This is a genomic window from Flavobacteriaceae bacterium GSB9 (assembly GCA_022749295.1).
Taxonomy (GTDB): domain Bacteria; phylum Bacteroidota; class Bacteroidia; order Flavobacteriales; family Flavobacteriaceae; genus Flavisericum.
Map to the genome: position 1 here is coordinate 2,976,200 of CP062007.1, position 20,786 is coordinate 2,996,985.

14 protein-coding genes and 1 pseudogene are annotated in these 20,786 nt (G+C 37.1%); 6 read left to right on the plus strand and 9 right to left on the minus strand.

The features are described from left to right. Positions 1-259: 259 nt before the first annotated feature. Positions 260-777 (plus strand): annotated as a pseudogene (locus GSB9_03355) (TonB-dependent receptor). A gap of 308 nt (positions 778-1,085) precedes the next feature. Here GSB9_03355 and GSB9_02633 read toward each other — a convergent pair. The 4 genes from GSB9_02633 to dxs all read right to left on the minus strand — a co-directional run bounded on the left by GSB9_02633 (position 1,086) and on the right by dxs (position 4,696). Beyond that, on the minus strand, positions 1,086-1,418 hold the full coding sequence (locus GSB9_02633) for an energy transducer TonB (protein ID UKM66060.1): 333 nt from the start codon (positions 1,416-1,418) through the stop codon (positions 1,086-1,088). A 94-nt stretch (positions 1,419-1,512) separates the two neighbouring features. Further along, on the minus strand, positions 1,513-2,313 hold the full coding sequence (locus GSB9_02634; GenBank protein ID UKM66061.1) for an anti-sigma factor: 801 nt from the start codon (positions 2,311-2,313) through the stop codon (positions 1,513-1,515). Position 2,314: 1 nt separating this feature from the next. Then, positions 2,315-2,845: a sigma-70 family RNA polymerase sigma factor gene (locus tag GSB9_02635; protein ID UKM66062.1), complete on the minus strand. Its 531-nt coding sequence runs from the start codon at positions 2,843-2,845 to the stop codon at positions 2,315-2,317. 90 nt (positions 2,846-2,935) lie between these two features. After that, the gene (gene dxs, locus GSB9_02636; GenBank protein UKM66063.2) at positions 2,936-4,696 is read right to left on the minus strand and encodes a 1-deoxy-D-xylulose-5-phosphate synthase; all 1,761 of its coding nucleotides are present in this window, start codon (positions 4,694-4,696) and stop codon (positions 2,936-2,938) included. A gap of 257 nt (positions 4,697-4,953) precedes the next feature. On the opposite strand from dxs, the gene GSB9_02637 reads away from it, so the two are divergent. Both GSB9_02637 and GSB9_02638 read left to right on the plus strand, forming a co-directional pair. Continuing rightward, positions 4,954-7,689, plus strand: a complete 2,736-nt coding sequence (locus GSB9_02637; protein UKM66064.1) for a T9SS-dependent M36 family metallopeptidase — start codon at positions 4,954-4,956, stop codon at positions 7,687-7,689. A gap of 64 nt (positions 7,690-7,753) precedes the next feature. Beyond that, entirely contained in the window at positions 7,754-8,203 is a 450-nt protein-coding gene (locus tag GSB9_02638; protein UKM66065.1) for a nucleoside deaminase, read from the plus strand. Here GSB9_02638 and GSB9_02639 read toward each other — a convergent pair. Genes GSB9_02639 through aspS form a run of 4 tightly spaced genes read right to left on the minus strand, consistent with a single transcriptional unit; the run spans position 8,200 to position 13,867 of the window. Continuing rightward, positions 8,200-8,436, minus strand: coding sequence for a signal peptidase complex subunit 1 family protein (locus GSB9_02639; protein UKM66066.1), 237 nt, complete (start codon positions 8,434-8,436; stop codon positions 8,200-8,202). The two genes, GSB9_02638 and GSB9_02639, sit on opposite strands and share 4 nt — an antisense overlap. A 7-nt stretch (positions 8,437-8,443) precedes the next feature. Next, positions 8,444-10,231 carry a chloride channel protein gene (locus tag GSB9_02640; GenBank protein UKM66067.1) on the minus strand — a complete coding sequence of 596 codons (1,788 nt, stop codon included), beginning with the start codon at positions 10,229-10,231 and terminating at the stop codon, positions 8,444-8,446. 42 nt (positions 10,232-10,273) lie between these two features. Further along, entirely contained in the window at positions 10,274-12,067 is a 1,794-nt protein-coding gene (locus tag GSB9_02641) for a chloride channel protein (protein ID UKM66068.1), read from the minus strand. Between the two features lie 45 nt (positions 12,068-12,112). Continuing rightward, positions 12,113-13,867, minus strand: coding sequence for an aspartate--tRNA ligase (gene aspS / locus GSB9_02642; GenBank protein ID UKM66069.1), 1,755 nt, complete (start codon positions 13,865-13,867; stop codon positions 12,113-12,115). Between the two features lie 519 nt (positions 13,868-14,386). Here aspS and GSB9_02643 point away from each other — a divergent pair. Continuing rightward, positions 14,387-16,423: a transketolase gene (locus GSB9_02643; GenBank protein ID UKM66070.1), complete on the plus strand. Its 2,037-nt coding sequence runs from the start codon at positions 14,387-14,389 to the stop codon at positions 16,421-16,423. A gap of 10 nt (positions 16,424-16,433) precedes the next feature. Then, complete coding sequence (gene fsa, locus GSB9_02644) at positions 16,434-17,090, plus strand: fructose-6-phosphate aldolase (GenBank protein ID UKM66071.1); 657 nt, start codon at positions 16,434-16,436, stop codon at positions 17,088-17,090. A gap of 64 nt (positions 17,091-17,154) precedes the next feature. Here the strand turns inward: fsa and GSB9_02645 are convergent, their stop codons facing one another. Further along, positions 17,155-18,312, minus strand: a complete 1,158-nt coding sequence (locus GSB9_02645; protein ID UKM66072.1) for a VWA domain-containing protein — start codon at positions 18,310-18,312, stop codon at positions 17,155-17,157. A 242-nt stretch (positions 18,313-18,554) separates the two neighbouring features. Here GSB9_02645 and GSB9_02646 point away from each other — a divergent pair, with 242 nt between their 5' ends. Next, positions 18,555-20,735 carry a histidine kinase gene (locus GSB9_02646; GenBank protein UKM66073.1) on the plus strand — a complete coding sequence of 727 codons (2,181 nt, stop codon included), beginning with the start codon at positions 18,555-18,557 and terminating at the stop codon, positions 20,733-20,735. The last annotated feature ends 51 nt before the right edge of the window (positions 20,736-20,786 follow it).

Genomic DNA, 20,786 nt, shown 5'->3' on the forward strand with positions numbered 1-20,786 from the left:
AAGATAGGTTTGTTGGGTTATAGTAATAAAACCATCGTGCTGAATGAAGCAAATATCAATTCAAAGCTTGCTGTAATACTGGAAGAAAAATTATTTAAATTGGAAGGGATGGTTATTCAGGAAGAACTTAACGCTATCAGTACTATTTCCAGACTTGATATACAAATGAGTCCTGTAAACTCCTCGCAAGAAATATTGCGAAAAGTATCAGGATTAATCATCGGTCAACATGCCGGTAGTGGAAAAGCAGAACAACTTTTTTTTGCAACAAGAATTTGTTTATGTTGGTGATGCCGGTATTTTAGAACCTAGTAGTAAAACAGAACGTTATGGATTAGATTTAGGATTGCGCTATCAGTTTAACGATTAGTTGTTTTTTGATACCGATGCTACAGTAACAGAGTCTAGAAGTACTGAGAAGGCTCTAAAGGAGAAAATTATATTCCCATAGCTCCATATTTTACAATTTCATGCGGGTTGTCGGTTAACAATTTAAGTGGTTTTTCTGGAGGCTTAAGGTGTCGATTTGTTGATGATAGACCTGCAAATGAAGACAATAGCATAGTGGTAGAAGGCTATTTTGTAACCGATATAAATGCTAATTATAAAATAGGAAATGAAACCATAGGTATGGTAATCGAGAATTTATTTGATGTGGCTTGGAACGAGACACAATTTGCAGCCGAATTGCGCTTGAAAGATGAGGAGCTGTTCGTTGAAGAAATACAGTTTACACCTGGAACACCTTTTAATTTAAAGGGGATTAATATCCTGTAGGTTTAAAAATATACACAAATTATAAGCTGATTTTTGAAACGATTTATTAAAAAACTTAAATAAAGTGTTTGGTTTTAGGTTTCCTGCTAAGTGGAAGTGCTTTGTTATAGCAATATAACTGGTGACTTTCTTTGTTAGGATGAGGCAAAATTAATGATTAACGGGGCATTAATATTAGTTTTGCTTAAAACTATGTATTATTATACTTTGTTTTAGCTAGTTTTTTTCCTTTTTCAATTCTTTTTCTCGTTTCCGTTTTTCTCTTCTCAGTCTACTTTTTTTAGCACCTTCAGTTTCTATTTCAAATACTATTGGCATTGAGTATTTTTGACTAATTTTTTTCCGTTATGTTCCGAAGGTGTCATTTTCGGGAGTGCTTCTAAAATCCGAATAGCTTCTTTTTCAAATAAAGGATGTACAGATCTAGCTTTTATATCAACAACATTTCCTTCTTCATTAATAGTAAAAATGGTCAGAACTTTTATTTGGTCTCCACCTTTGTAGTTCAGTTGTTTTGCAATGCTGTCAAGTTTGTTCCGATTATCATTATTAAAAGATTCAGAAACTTTTTTAGATACGCTAGTTTGTCCAAAAGCAAAATTTGTCAATGTAAGAAGTAAAATTATTATTGTTTTTCTCATTTTTTGAAATTAACTTCAACTAGTTATATGTAGAATAAAGTAAATATTACTCCTTAAATTTTGTGAGATAGTAGTAATTTTATTTCCAATGTAATCAGGAGGCTTGTACCACACCTAACGTATACAATTGCTCCATAGTAGGCGTTTCACTACCGCCAGATGGCTCTAAAGTAATGCCGAAAGCCTCACTATTGTTGGGGTTTTCAATTTCAAAAATTTTATTTTCGTCGGTAATAAAACCATCAATGGTACCTAAGCTGGTTGGTGTCAATGGGCTTAATTTTAACGACCATACTTGGTAAACCATCCCTTCTGGAGGTTCAGGCAAGCCTTGGGCGTCTAGAAATATTCTTTTGGAATTTTTATCCCAATATACTTTGGCATAGGTTTGGGAGAAGTTGCCTTGTCCGGCCAACGGCACTTGAGTAATATTAGCATCGCGCAAAATTGAAATTAGCGTATTGGCATCTTCTAAACTATTTCTGGATTTTTCGATTTGGTTTTCCAATAGTTCTTGTTGCGTTTCAGCAACACGAATCTTAGATTTTAGGGTGTTATTTTGGTTAATGGCCCACCATAACCCTATGGCCAACGCAATGGTTGCTGCCCAGCCTGTGTAGGTTAACCAATTGTATTTTGGTTTTGCAAAAGGAATAACTTTGGTGCCCTCGTCATTTAGCTCTAATTTATTTTTAATGGTTTGAAATGATTCCTTAGTTTTGGGTGATACCGATGAGGTAAGTTTTATAATGGCGGCTTCAATATTTAAAACCTCTTGTTGTATTTCAGGATATTGTTGCACCATATTATACACTTCCTTGTTTTCTTTTTCAGAAAGTGTGCCAGCTACATATAGCTCTAAAATACCAGATTCTATGTATGCTTTTATATCCATTTTAATTTAATACCAAATTTCTTAGTTCATTAATGCAGTTTCTGTTTCTGGTTTTAATAGTGCCAACGGGCATGTCAAGAGCTTTAGAGGCTTCAACCTGTGTATAGCCTTTAAAGTATATGAGCTCAATAACTGCCTTGCATTTTTCGGCAAGCTTGTCTACAAACTTTTTAATACCTATAGCATCTGTTGAATTATCCAGACTCTCTTTGGTTTCAATTATATCTACGAAAAAATCAGAATCGAGGTTTTGTTTTGCCTTTTTAAATGCTTTTGATCGTGTTTTGTCAATAGCAGCGTTTCTGGCGATATTTAAAATCCAAGTAAAAAAACGACCTTTAGAGCTTGAATAAGTGTTTGATTTGTGCCAGGCTTTTATGAAAACATCTTGCATCACTTCTTCGGCTAAATCGTAATCTCTTAAAATATTGAAAATAACCCCATGCATGCTATCCCTATACATGTTGTATAGCATTTCAAAAGCCTTTTCGTCTTTTTCTTTAAATTTTTTTACCAGTGATTCTAGGTCCATTAACGACTTTAATTTGTTGAATTTACTAATTTTTATATAAACAAGGATAAAAAAAATTACCAATTGGTGTAATTAAACTTGAATGTGGTGTTACTTTAAAATTGTGTTAAAGTAATTTTTTAAGTGCTCAGCATCAAGCGCAACATATTTTTGCAATTCCTCAACACTTCCATGCTCGATAAATTCGTCGGGAATGCCTAATGTTTTAATGGTATTTTGGTAGTTGTTGGTGGCAGCAAACTCTAAAATAGCACTTCCAAAACCACCAATAAAGGCATTGTCTTCAACGGTAATAATAGTATTGTGAGTTATAAAGATATGGTGCAGCAATGTTTCGTCCAAAGGTTTTGCAAAACGCATGTCGTAATGTGAAATATCTAAATTTTTAGAAGCATCACTTACATTTTTGGCCATGTTTCCAATGCTTAAAACGGCTAGATTTTTACCATGTTTTAATCGGACTCCTTTTCCAATTTCAATTGTTTTAAATGGTTGCTGCCAATCGATGGTTGTACCTCTCCCTCGTGGATACCGAATGGCAATTGGGCTGTTTAACCCTAATTGTGCTGTATACATGATGTTTCTGAGTTCAACCTCATTGCGTGGTGCAAAAATAATAAGGTTGGGTATGCAGCGTAAATAACTCAAATCAAAAACCCCATGGTGGGTAGCGCCATCGGCTCCAACTAAACCAGCGCGATCCAAACAAAAAATAACAGGTAGTTTTTGTAGTGCCACATCGTGTATAATTTGGTCGTAACCCCGTTGTAAAAATGTGGAATAGATATTACAAAATGGAATAAGCCCTTGGGTAGCCATCCCAGCGGCTAAGGTGACGGCGTGCTGTTCAGCAATGCCAACATCAAAAGCACGTTCTGGCATTTCAGCCATCATGAATTTAAGTGAACTGCCCGTGGGCATTGCTGGTGTAATGCCTACAATATTTTTATTATGTTTGGCAAGTTCAACAATGGTGTGCCCAAAAACATCTTGATATTTGGGAGGTTGTGTAACCTTTGGCTTACTTATTAAATCTCCCGTTTTTGCATCAAACTTGCCTGGAGCGTGGTATTTTACCTGGTCGGCTTCGGCTTGCTTTAAACCTTTTCCTTTTGTTGTAATGATATGTAAAAACTTTGGGCCTTTTTTCTTTTTTAGCCGTTTTAGTTCTGTGATTATAGCTTCTATATCATGGCCGTCAATGGGACCTGAATAATCAAAATTTAGGGCTTTAATAATGTTATTTCGTTTTTGCGTACCCTTTTTTACGTTAGTTAAATATTGTTTTAGGGCGCCAACGCTAGGGTCGATACCAATAGCATTATCGTTTAAAATGACCAATAAATTGGCATCGGTAACGCCAGCGTGGTTTAGGCCCTCAAAGGCCATGCCGCCCGCGATACTGGCATCGCCAATTACAGCGACATGTTGTTTTTCAGTATCGCCTTTAATTTTAGAAGCAATGGCCATGCCCAATGCTGCCGAAATAGATGTTGAAGCGTGCCCAACTCCAAAACTGTCGTAAATACTTTCGGCGCGTTTCGGAAATCCGCTAATACCGCCTAATTGTCTGTTGGTGTGGAAAATGTCTTTTCTGCCTGTTAAAATTTTGTGCCCATAGGCTTGATGGCCTACATCCCAAATGAGTTGGTCATCGGGTGTGTTGAATACGTAATGTAAGGCAATGGTTAATTCCACCACACCTAAACTGGCCCCCAAATGGCCTTCCTTGGTGGCTACAATATTTATGATGAATTCGCGCAGTTCTTTTGCAAGTTGAGGAAGGTCTTTAGTTTTTAAAAGACGCAAATCTGCGGGCGTGTTTATATGGCTTAAAAATGATTTCTGCACACCGCAAAAGTACAAGATTTTATTGTCCTTCTAAGATAAAAAATAAGGTTAGATTTTATCAAACCTATCAAAAAAAAACTCAAAATTGTTTTTAGGCAGGATGGTGCGGCTGGCTTTAATTTAAAAAATTATTTTAAAATTTCATGAAATTTATTTCAAAACGAAATATAGGTTGTTTAGTTAATAATTTTTTAACGTTAATAATTATTTGTTGAAGAATAATTATATTTGGGTGACTAATTCAAATAAAAATTAAAATGAACAAAAATTACAGAGTTTTGGCCTTAATGGTCTTTTCTTTTTTTGCCCTGCAGACAGTCGTGGGGCAGGAACTGTTGAAAACTTCAAAACATGCCCCAAAAATTTCAGAATATTTATCTAAAAATAAAACAAAGTATAACCTTTCAAGTTCAGATTTAGAAAATATACAGCTAAACAGAGAGGTGTATTCTGCTTCCACAGGAATTACACACAGTTATTTAAACCAAGCCTATAAGGGCGTTAAAATACATAATGCCATTTCAACGGTAGGCATTAAAAACAATCAAGTATTTCATTTTGCCAATAAGTTTAAGAGTGGTATCAGTAAAAAAATAAATGTTGAATCACCTGCGTTGAACAGGGTTCAAGCCATTCAAAAAGCAGCAACACATTTTAATCTGGGTAATGTAGGTAGTATTAAGTTGCTTGACTCTAAAAATGGTAAGGATATTTATTCGAAAGGTGACATTTCACAAGAAAATATACCTGTAGAACAAGTGTATTATCAGATGCCCGATGGCGAGTTAAGATTATCGTGGAACTTAAGTATTTACACCGTAGATAGCCAACACTGGTGGAGTGTTAGGGTTGATGCTGTAACAGGAGAAATTTTAGATACGAATGATTGGGTGACACGTTGTAAATTCAACGGGGATCATGCTGGGCATGGAGTTAATAACCTTAAAAACAAAGAAAGTAAAACTTCAAATTTGTTTAAAACATCTGAAGCTACAATGTTTGTAGATGGCGCACAATATAACGTATTCCCACTTCCAATAGAAAGTCCTAGTCACGGTGCCGTTCAATTAGTTACCAATCCAGCAGATGCCACCGCATCACCTTTTGGTTGGCACGATACCGATGGTAATGCAGGGCCAGAATATACTATTACCCGCGGGAATAATGTATGGGCACAAGAAGATAGAGATGGGGCAAACGATGAAGGCTATTCGCCTGATGGAACCGCAGCATTAGATTTTAACTTTTCGCTAAATATTAATCAAGAACCAATAGGGTATCAAGATGTAGCAATTACAAACTTGTTCTATACAAGTAATATGATGCATGATATTTTTTACCATTATGGATTTGATGAAGCTAGTGGAAACTTTCAGGAGAACAATTACGGTAAAGGAGGAGCTGAAGGCGATGTTGTATTGGCAGATGCCCAAGATGCTATTGAACACCCCACCGAGCCCCAAACCGATAATGCTAATTTTGCAACCCCACCAGATGGCAGTAGTCCCAGAATGCAAATGTATTTATGGAATAACTTTTCAATACCGCCTTTAACAATTAATAATGGCACATTAGCCGGGGGGTATGCTGCCGCTTTGCCATCTACAACAGAGGGTGATGATGGTATTGGTAATATTACAGGGCCTTCAACAGTTCCGGTTACAGGTGATTTGGTTGTTGTTGATGATGGTACGGGTGCTCCAGAAGAAGGTTGTAACGCACTTGTAAATGGAGCTGAAGTAAATGGGAAAATAGCCGTGATTAGAAGGGGGAGTTGTAACTTCACCGTTAAAATTCAAAATGCCCAAGATGCAGGAGCTATTGCGGTGATAGTAGCAAATCATAATAACCCGACAAACGATCCTGATTATGGTGAATATGTTAGTATGTATGGTGTTACCGATCCTGCGTTTACAATTCCTTCTATTTTTATTAATTTTGACAATGGAGACGCTATAATAAACGCCATTCAAGGCGGCGAAACCCTAAATGCAACTATTGTGGTTGCGCCACGATTAGATTCTAGTTTCGATAATGGTGTTATTGTTCATGAATATGGTCATGGAATATCAAATAGACTTACCGGAGGTGCTGATACTTCTGATTGTTTGTCAACTAATTTTCAAATGGGTGAAGGTTGGTCCGACTTTTTTACTTTTATTTTGACCATGAAGGCTTCTGATGATGGAGTTACAGGAAAAGGTATTGCAACTTATGTCAATGGAGAAGGTATAAATGGGCAAGGTATTAGGCTTCGAAAATATAGCACGGATATGTCCGTTAATGAATATACCTTTGAAGCGACTAATGATAATACAATTCTAGGAGAAGATGAGGATGGCGACCCTATAATTCTCAATCGTTTAGTGCATTACAATGGAACCATTTGGGCTACTATGCTATGGGATTTAACATGGGCTTATATAGATAAGTATGGTTTTGATCCCGATTTGAAAAATGGAACAGGGGGTAATAATAGAGTTATGCAAGTGGTTATGGAAGGATTAAAACTCCAAGGTTGTAACCCCGAGTTTATTGAAGGGCGTGATGCTATTTTAGCAGCCGATACCGCTATTACCGGAGGAGAAGACCAATGCTTAATTTGGGAGGTATTCGCCAGAAGAGGATTAGGTGTTGATGCCTCAGAAGGTATTCCGTTTAAATTTGAGGATCAAGTTAATGGTTTTGCAACACCTGACCCTAGCGATCCTTCATTGGCCAATTGTACTACCTTAAGTGCTAACATATTTACGGTTAAAGATTTTAAAATTTACCCTAATCCGGCGAACGATAGAATTACCATTAAATCTGGTAAAAATTTAGGTAGTGTATCCATTAACTTAGTCGATATAAATGGAAGACCAGTACTCACCAAACAAGCAGATTTGCTTGGTGAGGTTGAGTTGAACACCAGTGCAATACAGTCAGGACTTTATATCTTAAATATAAAAGGGGAACACCTAAACACTAACCAAAAGATAATTATCGAGTAATATTTTTTGAAATATTTGTAAAAAGACGACCCGTTTAACGGGTCGTCTTTTTTATTTTTGGATTATGATAGAACCTTTCAATGATGCCTATTTTATGAAAAAAGCCTTGCAAGAGGCTGAAGCTGCTTTTGAAAAAGGCGAGATTCCTGTTGGAGCCGTAGTGGTTATTGAAAATAGAATTATTGCACGCGGCCATAATTTAACCGAAACCCTTAACGATGTTACGGCACATGCCGAAATGCAGGCTATTACTGCAGCAGCCAATTTTTTGGGAGGTAAGTACTTGCAAAAATGTACACTTTACGTTACATTAGAACCTTGCCAAATGTGCGCTGGTGCTTTGTATTGGAGTCAGATTTCAAATATTGTTTATGGTGCCAGGGATTTAGAGAGAGGTTGTATTAATCTCAATACTAAACTGCACCCTAGAACTAGTATTAAAGGTGGTGTGCTAGAGGAAGAAGCTGCAAATCTATTGAAGCGTTTTTTTATTGAAAAGCGAAACTTAAATTAGTGTTTATTTTTGCGTTGACTCTCTCGCATTTTGTCTAAGTTCTCTTTGTTAATCATATAGTCTTTTATGTCTTTATCTTTCCATCGGTAGTAAGAAAATAAAGGGAAAACCACTAAAAACAATCCGGCTACACCAAAACCTACTAACTTTTCAGAATAGGTAACATCTAGTACAAAGCCTAAAATAATGCTTGTAAATACGGCAATGGTTAATATATACAATAGGTATTTCATTAAACGGTTACTTGGTAAATTTTATAAGTTGGCGTCGGTAGGCCGTTAATAATTTAGATTTTGAAATATAGCCGTAGTATTTACCCTGTTTCGTTACTGGTAAATTCCAAGCGCCGGTAGATTTAAATTTCTCCATAATATCATTCATGGTGTCTTTGTTGTAGTCAATAATCCCAGCATCAGCATGCATTAAATCAGAAACACTCACTTTGTCGTACAAATCGGCTTTAAACATCATATGTCTGATGTCGTCAAGTCTTATAACCCCTAAAAACTCATTGTCGTCATTCACTACGGGGAAATGGTTTCGCGATGATTTTGCGACAGCTTCATTCAAGATATGACCCAGGGTCATTTCAGGTTTTAAGATGATAAAATTGGTTTCAACAACCTTATCTATGTCTAAAACCATAAGAACGTTTTGATCTTTATCGTGTGTCATAAGTTCACCACGTTCGGCCAATTTCATAGTATAAATAGAGTGTGATACATAGTATTTTGTGATGGCAAACGAAATAGCAGCTACCAACATAAGGGGAACAAAGAGCTGGTGCCCACTTGTGATTTCAGCAATGAGGAAAATGGCAGTTAAGGGCGCGTGTAAAACACCAGCCATAAGGCCTGTCATGCCTAAAAGTGTAAAGTTCGCTTCGGGAACTGAAAAATTTAAACCAATATTATTTACAATTTTTGCAAAAGCATTACCCAAAACGCTTCCCATTATGAGGGTTGGAATAAAAATACCTCCAACACCACCGGCACCAAAAGTGGTTGTCATGGCAATGGCTTTAAACACAGCTATGCCCAAAAGTAGGGCAATAACGACCCATATATTATCGAGGTCCAATTGAAAGGGTGTTGATCCAATGGCTGCTAGATGGTCGCCTTTTAATAAATTGTTCATTAGGTTGTACCCCTCACCATATAGCGGCGGAATAAAATAAAGCATAGTGCCAATAGCCAAACTGCCTATTAATAAACGTTTTGCCCGACTTTCAAATTGTTTGAAAAAGTTTGTTATGGCAAAAAAGACTTTTGAAAAATACACCGAGGCTATAGCTGTTACAATACCTAAAAGAATGTACAGAGGGATATCTTTAAATTTAAAATGGTCATCAATATCAACATGAAGCAAAACATCGGTTCCTAAAAATAAATAAGAGGTGATTACAGCAGCAACAGATGCTAAAAGTAAAGGCACTAATGAGGTAAACGCAATGTCTAAGCTAAAAATTTCTACAGCAAAAACGATAGCTGCAATAGGAGCTTTAAACATAGACGCCATGGCACCTGCCGAAGCACAGCCAATTAGTAGCAATCTTGTTTTTGTGCTCATGTGAAAAAACTGCGCTGTATTTGATCCTAATGCGGACCCAACGCTAACAGCAGGCCCTTGTAGACCAACCGAACCACCAAAACCAGCAGTTAAAGGAGCTGTAATCAAGGCGGCGTAAATATTGTACCGAGGTAAAATTCCGTTTAGTTTTGATAAACCATATAAGGTAGTCGAAATACCATGCCCGATATGTTTTTTAAGCCAAGTCTGTTTAATGATGTAAACAAGGGCAAGCCCAATAATGGGAAAAATAAAATACAAAGTGTTTTGGTGGTTTTTTAGGAAATCCCATTCCAATAATGAACGTATAAAGTGCGTTAAATTTTTCAGTACCACGGTACCCATGCCAGCCAGAACACCAACAAGAACACTAAGAATGTAAATGAACTGCCGTTCGGAAATATGTTTATATTTCCAGATTAAAAATTTTCGAAGTAGAACCTTGGAGTTTGTTGGCATAAGATAAATGTACTAAAAGTCTATGAAACAAGAGTCTAGTTTTTATGATTCCCCCTGCAAAGTTATCAACTGTCTACGGTAAGCGGTTAAGAGTTTTGATTTTGAAATAAAACCGTAATAAGCGCCATTTTTTATAACAGGTAAATTCCAAGCGCTACTGTCTTGAAATTTTCGCATGATTTGAGTCATTTTGTCTTTGTCTAAATCAATAATCTTAGGAGGGCGTTGCATTAAATCTGTTGCCGTTAATTTTTTGTAGAGCGATTGGTCGAACATAATAGGGCGCAAATCGTCTAGAAGAATAATGCCTTGCAATTGATGCGTATCTTTATTTATAACTGGGTAAATGTTTCTGTTCGATTTTATAACTGCTTTTTGGATAATTTGCTCAAGAGTCATTTCTAGGTTGATAGTTACAAAATTGGTTTCAATAACTTTTTCGATATCCATTAAGGTTAAAACCGCATGGTCTTTATCGTGCGTTATCAATTCGCCTTTTCTGCCCAGCTCCATGTTATAAACCGAATGCGGCTTATAGTATTTTGTTATGGCAAAAGAAATGGTTGCGGTAAGCATCAGCGGAATAAAGAGCTCGTAACCTCCAGTAAGTTCGGCAATCAAGAAAATAGCGGTTAGGGGTGCATGTAAAACACCAGCCAATAGGCCAGCCATGCCTACTAAGGTAAAATTACTTTCGGAAATAGAATTGTTAAACAGCCCACAATTATTGATTATTTTGGCAATACAATTGCCCATAATACTTCCCATAAACAATACAGGCGCAAAAATACCGCCAACACCACCGGCTCCAAATGTAAAACAACTCGCTATTACTTTTGAAAATAGGAGTCCTGCCAATAGCAAAATAACAATCCATATATTGGTTAAATCAAGGTGAAAAAGGTTATTGTGTAAGGCTTTTTCGGGTTTTCCAATGATGAGGTCGTTGATGATATCGAATCCTTCACCGTACAGTGGCGGAATTAAAAAAACAAGCAAACCAATACCCAAGCCACCAACAATTAATCGTTTTATAGGTGATTCAAGTTTATCAAAAAAGCCATGAATCCTGTCATAAACTTCGGTAAAGTAAATGGATATAAAAGCGGCAACAACACCTAAAACAATATAAAAAGGCGCATCGGATAAAAGGAATTTATCTTCAATTCTAAAAGGCAAAATAATGTCGTCTCCAAAGAAAAAATGCGAGGTTAAAATAGCAGAAAGTGAAGCGAACAATAACGGGAGCAATGACGCAAAGGTAAGATCCAAACTAAAAACTTCAATAGCAAAAATCAATGCGGCTATCGGTGCTTTAAAAATAGAGCTCATGGCTCCTGCAGCAGCACAACCAATGAGTAGGTTTCTCGTAGTTTGGTTCATGTGAAACATTCTGGAAATATTTGACCCAAGCGCAGCACCAGTAGCAACCGTAGGCCCCTCTAAACCAACAGATCCCCCAAAGCCGACGGTTAAAGGAGCAGTAAGAATGGAGCCATACATTTGAAAACGTTTCATAATCCCTTTACGTTTAGAAATGGCATATAGCGTTGAAGGAATACCGTGGCTAACTTTTTGCCTAATAACATATTTCATTATGAGATAAACCAAACTGAGTCCTATAACAGGGAAGGCAAAATAAAACGCGTGGTGGTAATAGGTAATCAATTTGCCTTCTAATAAATGCTGAATAAAGTGCGTTAAGTTTTTTAAAACAACGGCACCAAGACCAGCCGTAAAGCCAATAATCACACTTAAAATATAAACAAACTGTTTATTGGAAATGTGTTTGGCTCTCCAAATTAAAACACGTTTTAATATGGTTTTTGTTGGCATATTGTACTTTACTAAAAAATCCCGCTTTTCAGCAGGATTTTAAAATTATTCTTCTAGGCTTAGTTTTAAGCTTAATTCTTTTAATTGTTCATCGTGAATAGGCGCAGGGGCATCAATCATCACGTCGCGTCCTGCATTATTTTTTGGGAATGCAATAAAATCGCGTATGGTTTCCTGTCCGCCCAATATGGCTACTAATCTATCCAATCCAAATGCCAAGCCGCCGTGTGGCGGTGCACCGTATTGAAAGGCATCCATTAAGAAACCAAATTGCGCTTTGGCCTCTTCGGGTGTAAACCCTAAATAATCGAACATTAACGATTGGGTTTCTTTATCGTGTATTCTTATTGAACCCCCTCCAATTTCGTTACCGTTTAAAACTAAATCATAGGCATTGGCCTTTACGGCTCCAGGGTCGGTTTTCAACAATTCAATTTGCCCTGGTTTAGGTGCGGTAAAAGGGTGGTGCATGGCGTGGTAGCGCTCGGTGTCTTCATCCCATTCTAAAAGCGGAAAGTCCATGACCCAAAGCGGTGCGAATTCATCGGCTTTTCGTAAGCCTAAACGCTCGGCTAATTCCATACGTAAGGCACTGAGTTGAGTTCTAACTTTGTTTTTGTCACCCGAAAGCACACAAATTAAGTCGCCAGGCTTGGCTTCGGTGGCTTCTGCCCATTTTGCCAAGTCGTCTTGGTCATAAAATTTATCAACTGATGATTTATAAGTCCCGTCGTCATTGCATCGGCAATACACCATGCCCAATGCGCCAACTTGTGGGCGTTTTACCCAATCAATCAACTTGTCGATTTCTTTTCGGGTATAACTATTTCCACCAGGTACGGCAATTCCAACTACCAATTCAGCAGTATTAAAAACCTTAAAATCTTTGTGTTGTGCCACTTCGTTTAATTCGCCAAATTCCATGCCAAATCGAATATCAGGCTTGTCATTTCCGTAAAGGCGAATGGCGTCATCATAAAGCATTCTTGGAAATTTTTTAATCTCTACACCATTTATGTTCTTTAACAGGTGCCTTGTTAAACCTTCAAAAGCAATTAAAATATCCTCTTGCTCAATAAAGGCCATTTCGCAGTCTATTTGTGTAAACTCGGGCTGTCTATCCGCACGAAGATCTTCATCCCTAAAGCATTTTACAATTTGGAAATACTTATCCATACCGCCCACCATAAGCAACTGCTTAAAGGTTTGAGGCGATTGTGGAAGGGCGTAAAATTGGCCTTCGTTCATTCGGCTTGGCACGACAAAATCGCGAGCGCCTTCAGGTGTCGATTTTATCAAATAAGGTGTTTCTACTTCAATAAAGCCTTCTTTAGAAAGGTAATTTCTAACCTCTTGAGTTACCTTATGTCTAAAAATCAAACTATTTTTCACCGGGTTTCGGCGGATATCCAAATAGCGGTATTTCATACGGATATCTTCACCGCCATCGGTTTTATCTTCAATGGTAAATGGTGGTAATTTGGCTTCGTTTAGAATATTTAATTCAGAAACCAACAATTCTATGTCGCCGGTAGGAATATTTGGGTTTTTCGAGGCACGCTCAATAACGGTTCCTTTAACTTGAATAACGAACTCCCGACCCAAGTGCTGTGCTTGTTCCATCATGTCTTTCGGGGTGCGTTCTTCATCAAACACTAATTGGGTAATTCCATATCGGTCGCGTAAATCTACCCAAACAATAAATCCTTTATCTCTAATCTTCTGAACCCATCCGGCCAGAGTAACTTCTTTATTTATATCGGTCGATGATAATTCACCGCAATTATGACTTCGGTACATAGAAAAAATTTAGGGTGCAAATTTAATCAAATAGCTTGTAGTATTAATTATTCTATTTGTTTTTTTATTGGGGATAGTTTCAAAAAACAACAATTTTTTTGCCAAAGCGTAATAGTGTTTATCACTCTGCTTACCTCATGACATTTTATTCTAATTTTGTGTGCTATTTAATTAAGAAATTTTATTTTCAAACAACCGATTGTGTTTTATATGCAAACATTTCAAAATTTTGAGTTTTAAAATGTTTTTGATAAGAATAGTAAGTTTTTTAAATATTGACAATCAAGAGTTAACAAAAGCCTAACGTAGAATTGAAAAAAACAAGTGTTTTTTGTACACTTATAAAGTTTTTGTCATATCTTTGTAGAGAAATATGGTTTCTAATAGTTTAAGCGCCATATAATTTGAAATTAGGAAACGGGTTTGGATAAAAAGTTTTAGTTTTGCGGACCATTGCGTTTTTTAAAGCAAATAAAAATAAAGATTAACAAACAATAACGACTAAATTGTAATTAAAAAATGAACAAAAAAATAGATCAAAAAGCTGCAGATAATATTAGAGCATTAGCTGTGGCTATGGTAGAAAAGGCAAACTCAGGACACCCTGGTGGACCAATGGGCGGCGCAGATTTTATGCATATTTTATATTCAGAATTTTTTAATTACGATCCAACCGACATGGAATGGCCGTTTAGAGACCGTTTCTTTATGGATGCTGGTCACCTGTCAACGCTTATGTACGCTCAGTACTACTTATTGGGCAATTATGAAAAAGACGATGTAGCAAACTTCCGTCAATGGGGTTCTAACACGCCTGGTCACCCAGAGGTAGATGTAAAAAGAGGTGTTGAAAACACATCTGGTCCACTTGGTCAAGGACATACTATGGGTATTGGTGCTGCCATCGCTGCTAAATTTTTACAAGCTAGATTTGGTGATTGGATGAACCACAAAATATACGGTTTTATTTCCGATGGTGGTGTACAGGAAGAAATATCGCAAGGTGCGGGTAGAATTGCCGGTCACTTAGGCTTGAGCAATTTTATTATGTTCTTTGATTCTAACGATATACAATTATCCACAGAAACTGACAAGGTAACCTCGGAAGATACAGCCAAAAAATATGAGGCTTGGGGCTGGAAAGTCGTAACTATTGATGGGCATAACCATGACGAGATTAGAAATGCATTAACCGATGCTAACAACGAAACCGAAAAACCAACCCTTATTATTGGTAAAACCATTATGGGTAAAGGTTGTGTTGCTGCAGATGGTAGTATGTACGAAGGGCACTGTGAATTGCACGGAAAGCCTATTGGCGATACTGGAGCCGATTACGAAAAAACATTGGTTAACCTAGGAGCAGACCTTAGCAATCCATTTGATATTTTTGATGAGGTTAACGATTTTTATAAAGAAGTAATTGAAAGAAAAACTGTTGAAGCTGCAAATAAGAAAGCAGAAATCGCAGAATGGAGAAAAGGAAATACTGAACTTGCCGATAAATTAGACTTTTTCTTTTCAGGACAATTGCCAGAATTGGATTTCAGTTCCATAGAGCATAAAGCCGGATTGGCTACAAGAGCGGCTTCTTCTGGTGTATTGGCATACCTAGCTGAAAATGTTGAAAACATGATTGTGTCTTCAGCCGATTTATCGAATTCTGATAAAACCGATGGATTCTTAAAGAAAACGCAATCGCTTCAAAAAGGAAACTTTAGCGGTTCGTTCTTACAAGCTGGAGTTGCCGAGTTAACCATGGCTAGTATTGCTAATGGTATTGCTTTGCATGGCGGTGTTTTACCAGTAGTGGCAACCTTCTTTGTGTTTTCAGATTATATGAAACCAGCCATTCGATTAAGTGCCATTCAAGAATTACCTGTTAAGTATGTTTGGACGCACGATGCTTTCCGTGTTGGGGAAGACGGACCAACGCACCAGCCTGTTGAGCAGGAAGCACAAATCCGTTTATTGGAAAAACTGAAAAACCACAGTCATAAACCAAGCTTCTTGGCCTTGCGTCCGGCAGATTCTGCCGAAACAAGTGTCGCTTGGAAAATGGCTCTTGAAAATACGGTAACACCTTCAGGTTTAATTTTGTCAAGACAGGGAATTAAAGATGTGCCTGCTATTGGCGATTCGAGATATAAAGAAGCTTTGGCTGCCGAAAAAGGTGGTTACTTGGTAAAGAAAGTTGAAAATCCAGATGTTGTATTGGTGGCAAACGGTTCAGAGGTATCTACTTTAGTGGATGCGGCCGAAATTTTAGAATCTGAAAACGGATTGAAGGTAAGCATTGCTTCAGTGATTTCAGAAGGCGTGTTCAGACTTCAGTCTAAAGAGTATCAAAATAGCATCATTCCAAAAGATAAACCATTATTTGGACTAACTGCTGGATTGCCAGTGAACTTAGAAGCCTTAGTGGGTGAAGATGGTAAAGTATTTGGTTTAGAACACTTTGGCTACTCTGCACCGGCGAAAGTTTTAGATGATAAATTTGGGTTTACAGGCGAAAAAGTTAGCAAAGAAGTATTAGAATATTTAAAAACAAAATAAAACTAGAGATATGAAATTTTTTATTGATACGGCCAATCTAGACGAAATCGCTGAAGCACAGGCTTTAGGTGTATTGGATGGTGTAACTACCAATCCGTCTTTAATGGCTAAAGAGGGAATTACCGGTGAGGAAAACATTTTGGCTCACTACAAAAAAATCTGTGATATTGTTGAAGGTGATGTAAGTGCTGAAGTGATAGCCACCGATTTTGATGGTATGGTAAAAGAAGGTGAAGCTTTAGCGGCTTTGCACCCACAAATTGTGGTGAAATTACCATTAATTGCAGATGGCATTAAAGCCTGTAAATATTTTACTGATAAAGGTATAAAAACAAACGTAACCTTGGTGTTTTCACCGGGGCAAGCTTTATTGGCAGCTAAAGCGGGTGCAACTTATGTGTCGCCGTTTTTAGGACGTTTGGATGATATTTGTACCGATGGATTAAACCTTATTGCAGAAATCAGACAAATTTATGATAACTACGGTTTCGAAACGCAAATACTAGCAGCTTCAATTCGTCACACCATGCACGTTATAGATTGTGCTAAGATTGGTAGTGATGTGATGACAGGACCATTATCATCGATTACTGGATTGCTTAAGCACCCATTAACCGATATAGGTTTAGCTAAATTCTTGGCTGATTACGAAAAAGGTAATAAGTAAACTAAAGGCCTAAATAATTAAAAAAGCCCCGAAAATTTAAATTTCCGGGGCTTTTTTGTTTTCATTATTGAAAGCTATACTTTTTCTTTTTGGCTTGTTCTTTAATGGCTTTTATCATAGCGTTCTCTAGGTCATTGATGTTTTCTTTTTGTTGTTTTAGTACATAAGCTTTGCGTTTAGCGTTAAGCGCTTTAATTTCCTTTTGAATGTTAGCACGCTCCTTGCTTTTCTTTTCTACATAAGTTTTTATGTCTTCTTCACTTTTGCCTTGCAATTCTTTAGGTAGCGATTCTTCTTTAAGATTGGCAACAACCACTTCTTCTTGCTCCATGGCATCCACTAAATCCCAAGTTTTATTTTTATATAAATGTGAACTTTTACTAACAGTTCTTTTTACAGCGTTAGCTTTGCTATACGAGTTGGCATTTGCATCCTGTTCGGCCTGCATGGCTATCTTTTCTAGTCCTTTTCGGCCATAGGCCACATAGGTTTTGTTCAGCTTTTTATTTAAAATTAGAATCTCATCATCGTAAGGGGAAGCGATATGTACTGTGGCTTGGTTATGGTTTATTGCCATATAATCGCCATTGGTAATCTTGGCACCATCTTGCCAATGGGATGAAATACCTTGCCTGTAATCGCCGCAAAAAATAGTGTTTACGGTAACGTCTTTTTCGTTGGCATTGACCGAGGCATCTTTATAGTTTGTCTTGCCTTGGGTAAACGGTTCGTTTCCAGCAATAAAAATAAGTTTTAGGTCGTCTGGATTTTTGCCCCAATCCAATTGGTTGAGTGAGGTTTGAATGACTTGTCCGCAATATTCCTCACCGCCATTGGTGGTTAACGAAAATAACTCTTTTGAAATATCGTCCAAATCTTCACTAAAATTCAATACTTGTCTAATATAACCTTCGCGGCTGTTTAAATTATCGTTTCCGTATTCGTATAATGCAATTTGAAGATTGGGTTTTTGGCTGCCGCATTTTGCATACGACAGTTCGTTTACAATGTCCCAAAGTTGGGCTTTGGCTTGGTCTAATAGGCCGTCCATACTATTACTGGTGTCTAATAACAAAGCCACTTTTATATATTGCTTGTTGGGCTCTAGGTGTTCAGTTTTTGCTTCTTTTATAGCCAACCGTTGATTTTTTGAATTGGCATTGCAAGACGTAAATACCGCTAAAGCAGTGCAGAATAACAATGTTTTAATTTGCGTTTTCATGATGTTTGTTGTTTTTTAATTGATGTGGTTTTTTTATTCCGTTATGGGTTCAATGATTACCTAAAACTAAAACCAACTTAATTATTAAAAAAAGTAGAATGAGTAAGACTTGCGTTTTAATGCGTGAGTCGGTCTTTTTAATGCGCCAAGCTTATTTTTTTATTAAAAAACGTAAAGGTTAAGGAAGTTTGCATTTTAAAAAACCAAGTAAAGTGCGTATGTTTAACTATTAAAAAAATAGGATGTCTAGCACTCTAAAATATTTTACACTTGTTTGCCTCTTTTTAAGTGGTATTGCCCTTTTTGGTCAGGATGCTACGTTTCGCAAAGGCGATGAGCCAAAGTTTATCGTTCGTGGTTCGGTAATTGAAAGTGATACCAGGGATCCTATCCCTAACGTTAATATTGAGGTTAACGGTGGTGCGTATACGACAACCGATGCTTTTGGCGACTTTAGAATTCAGGCACGAAAGGGTGATGAGCTTACCATACGTCACAAAGATTTTGAAACCGTAGTCTATATCATCAGAAGTGATGAACGCATAAGGGTAGAGGTGGAGCCAAACGAGAATGCTGCGAACTATTCCAAATTAAAAAAAAATTCAAAGTCTTCAAAAAAGGAAACTTTTAATGCCCTAATTGATTCCGCGGAAGCGTATTTAAAGAAAGATGCCAAAAAAAGTATTCAATTTGTGGGCGATGCTTTGGTTGAAAGTGCTTCGACCAAAGAAAATGGTGAGGCCTACGAGATTTTAGGAGATGTCTATATGCATTGGAAACAATACGATTTGGCTGTTTCGAACTACCGGATAAGTTTGCAAAACAGGAACACCAATCTTGTTAATCTTAAGTTGGCCGAGGCTTACAAGAAGAACAAAAATTATCAGGAAAGTATAGAAACTTATAATGGCATCGATAAAAAGAGTCTGTCCAATTGGCAACTCACCCAACTATATGAGGGCTTGGGCGAGGTGTACGTTTCAATCCAAAAGTACCAACAGGCCATTCGTGCTTTTCAGGAAGGGTTAAATGTGGCCAAAGCCCATTTGATAACCCCTAAAATAACCGATTTCAACTCCAAAATAGCTCAGGTCTATAATGCTATTGGGCAACGTAATAAAGCTGAGTCATTTTTTAATAAATCGATGAAATTGGCTAATACCGAAAATAAAAAACGTGCCGTTGAAGAAAAATTGAAAGTTGCTGATTTTAAGAGTGCAACCAATGATTATTCCGATGAAATTGAGCTGCGAAAGGAAGCGTTGAATGATATCACCGAAATAGAAAGTAAGTCTGAATTGAGTAACGAAAGTCCTTTAACCCCACAAAAACAGAACTATAAAATTGGTAATGCCTATGCCTCACAAAACGATTTTGGAAATGCCATTCAATATCTTGAAAAAAGTATCAGTGAAGCTGGAGCAAAAAAAGATTTGATTGTAAAAAAAGACGCTACCAGAAAATTGTCGGAGGTTTACCGCGATGCCGGACAGTTCGATAAGGCCTTAATGGCTTATCAAAGCTACGTGGATTTAGTGGATACGCTTTATGCTTTAAAAGAACAGGAAATATCGCAAGCGGCTCGGTTTAGTAAAGAAATTACAAGCAAGCAAAACCGAATTTTAAGCCTGGAGGGCGAGCGGGAGCTATCTCAAAGTAAATATCAACTTACGGTAGAGCAATCTAAACGCCAAAAACTAATTATTTATTCATTAATTGGCGGCGTGTTTTTATTGTTAGTTGCCGCTTTTTTAATGTTTAAATATATAAAGCAACAACGTTTGGCCAACAATCTATTGGCTTTAAAAAGCCTTCGTAGTCAAATGAATCCGCATTTTATTTTCAATGCCTTAAACTCGGTAAACAGTTTTATTGCTTCAAATGATGAGCGCACCGCAAACAAATACCTTACCGATTTTTCGATGCTTATGCGGGCTGTTTTGGAAAATAGCGAAGAGGATTTTATTCCGTTGGAAAAGGAAATCGAATTGCTTCAGCTATACACCAAACTGGAACATTTCAGATTTAAAGATAAGTTTGATTACAACATTAATATTGACGATACCATAAAATTACAAGAGTTTGAAATACCACCAATGCTGTTGCAACCGTATATTGAAAATGCCGTTTGGCACGGACTGCGTTACAAAAAAAGTAAAGGGCATTTAGAAATTAACATTTCACAGGCTAGCCCAGATGAAATCAAAATAACGATAACAGACGATGGCATTGGCCGAATAAAATCGAAGGCCTTAAAAACCGCTAATCAACAAAAGCAAAACTCGAAAGGTATGGGCAACATAAAAAAGCGGGTGGCTATCTTAAATGCTATGTATAAAGACAAAGTGGAGGTGCATATTGAAGATTTTACAGATGAAGATGATACAGGTACTAAGGTAATTGTAATGATTAAAAAGGATTAAATTAAGGTTTTTGAAGGGCAAATTGTAGTGCTTCCTTCTTAAGGCTACTAA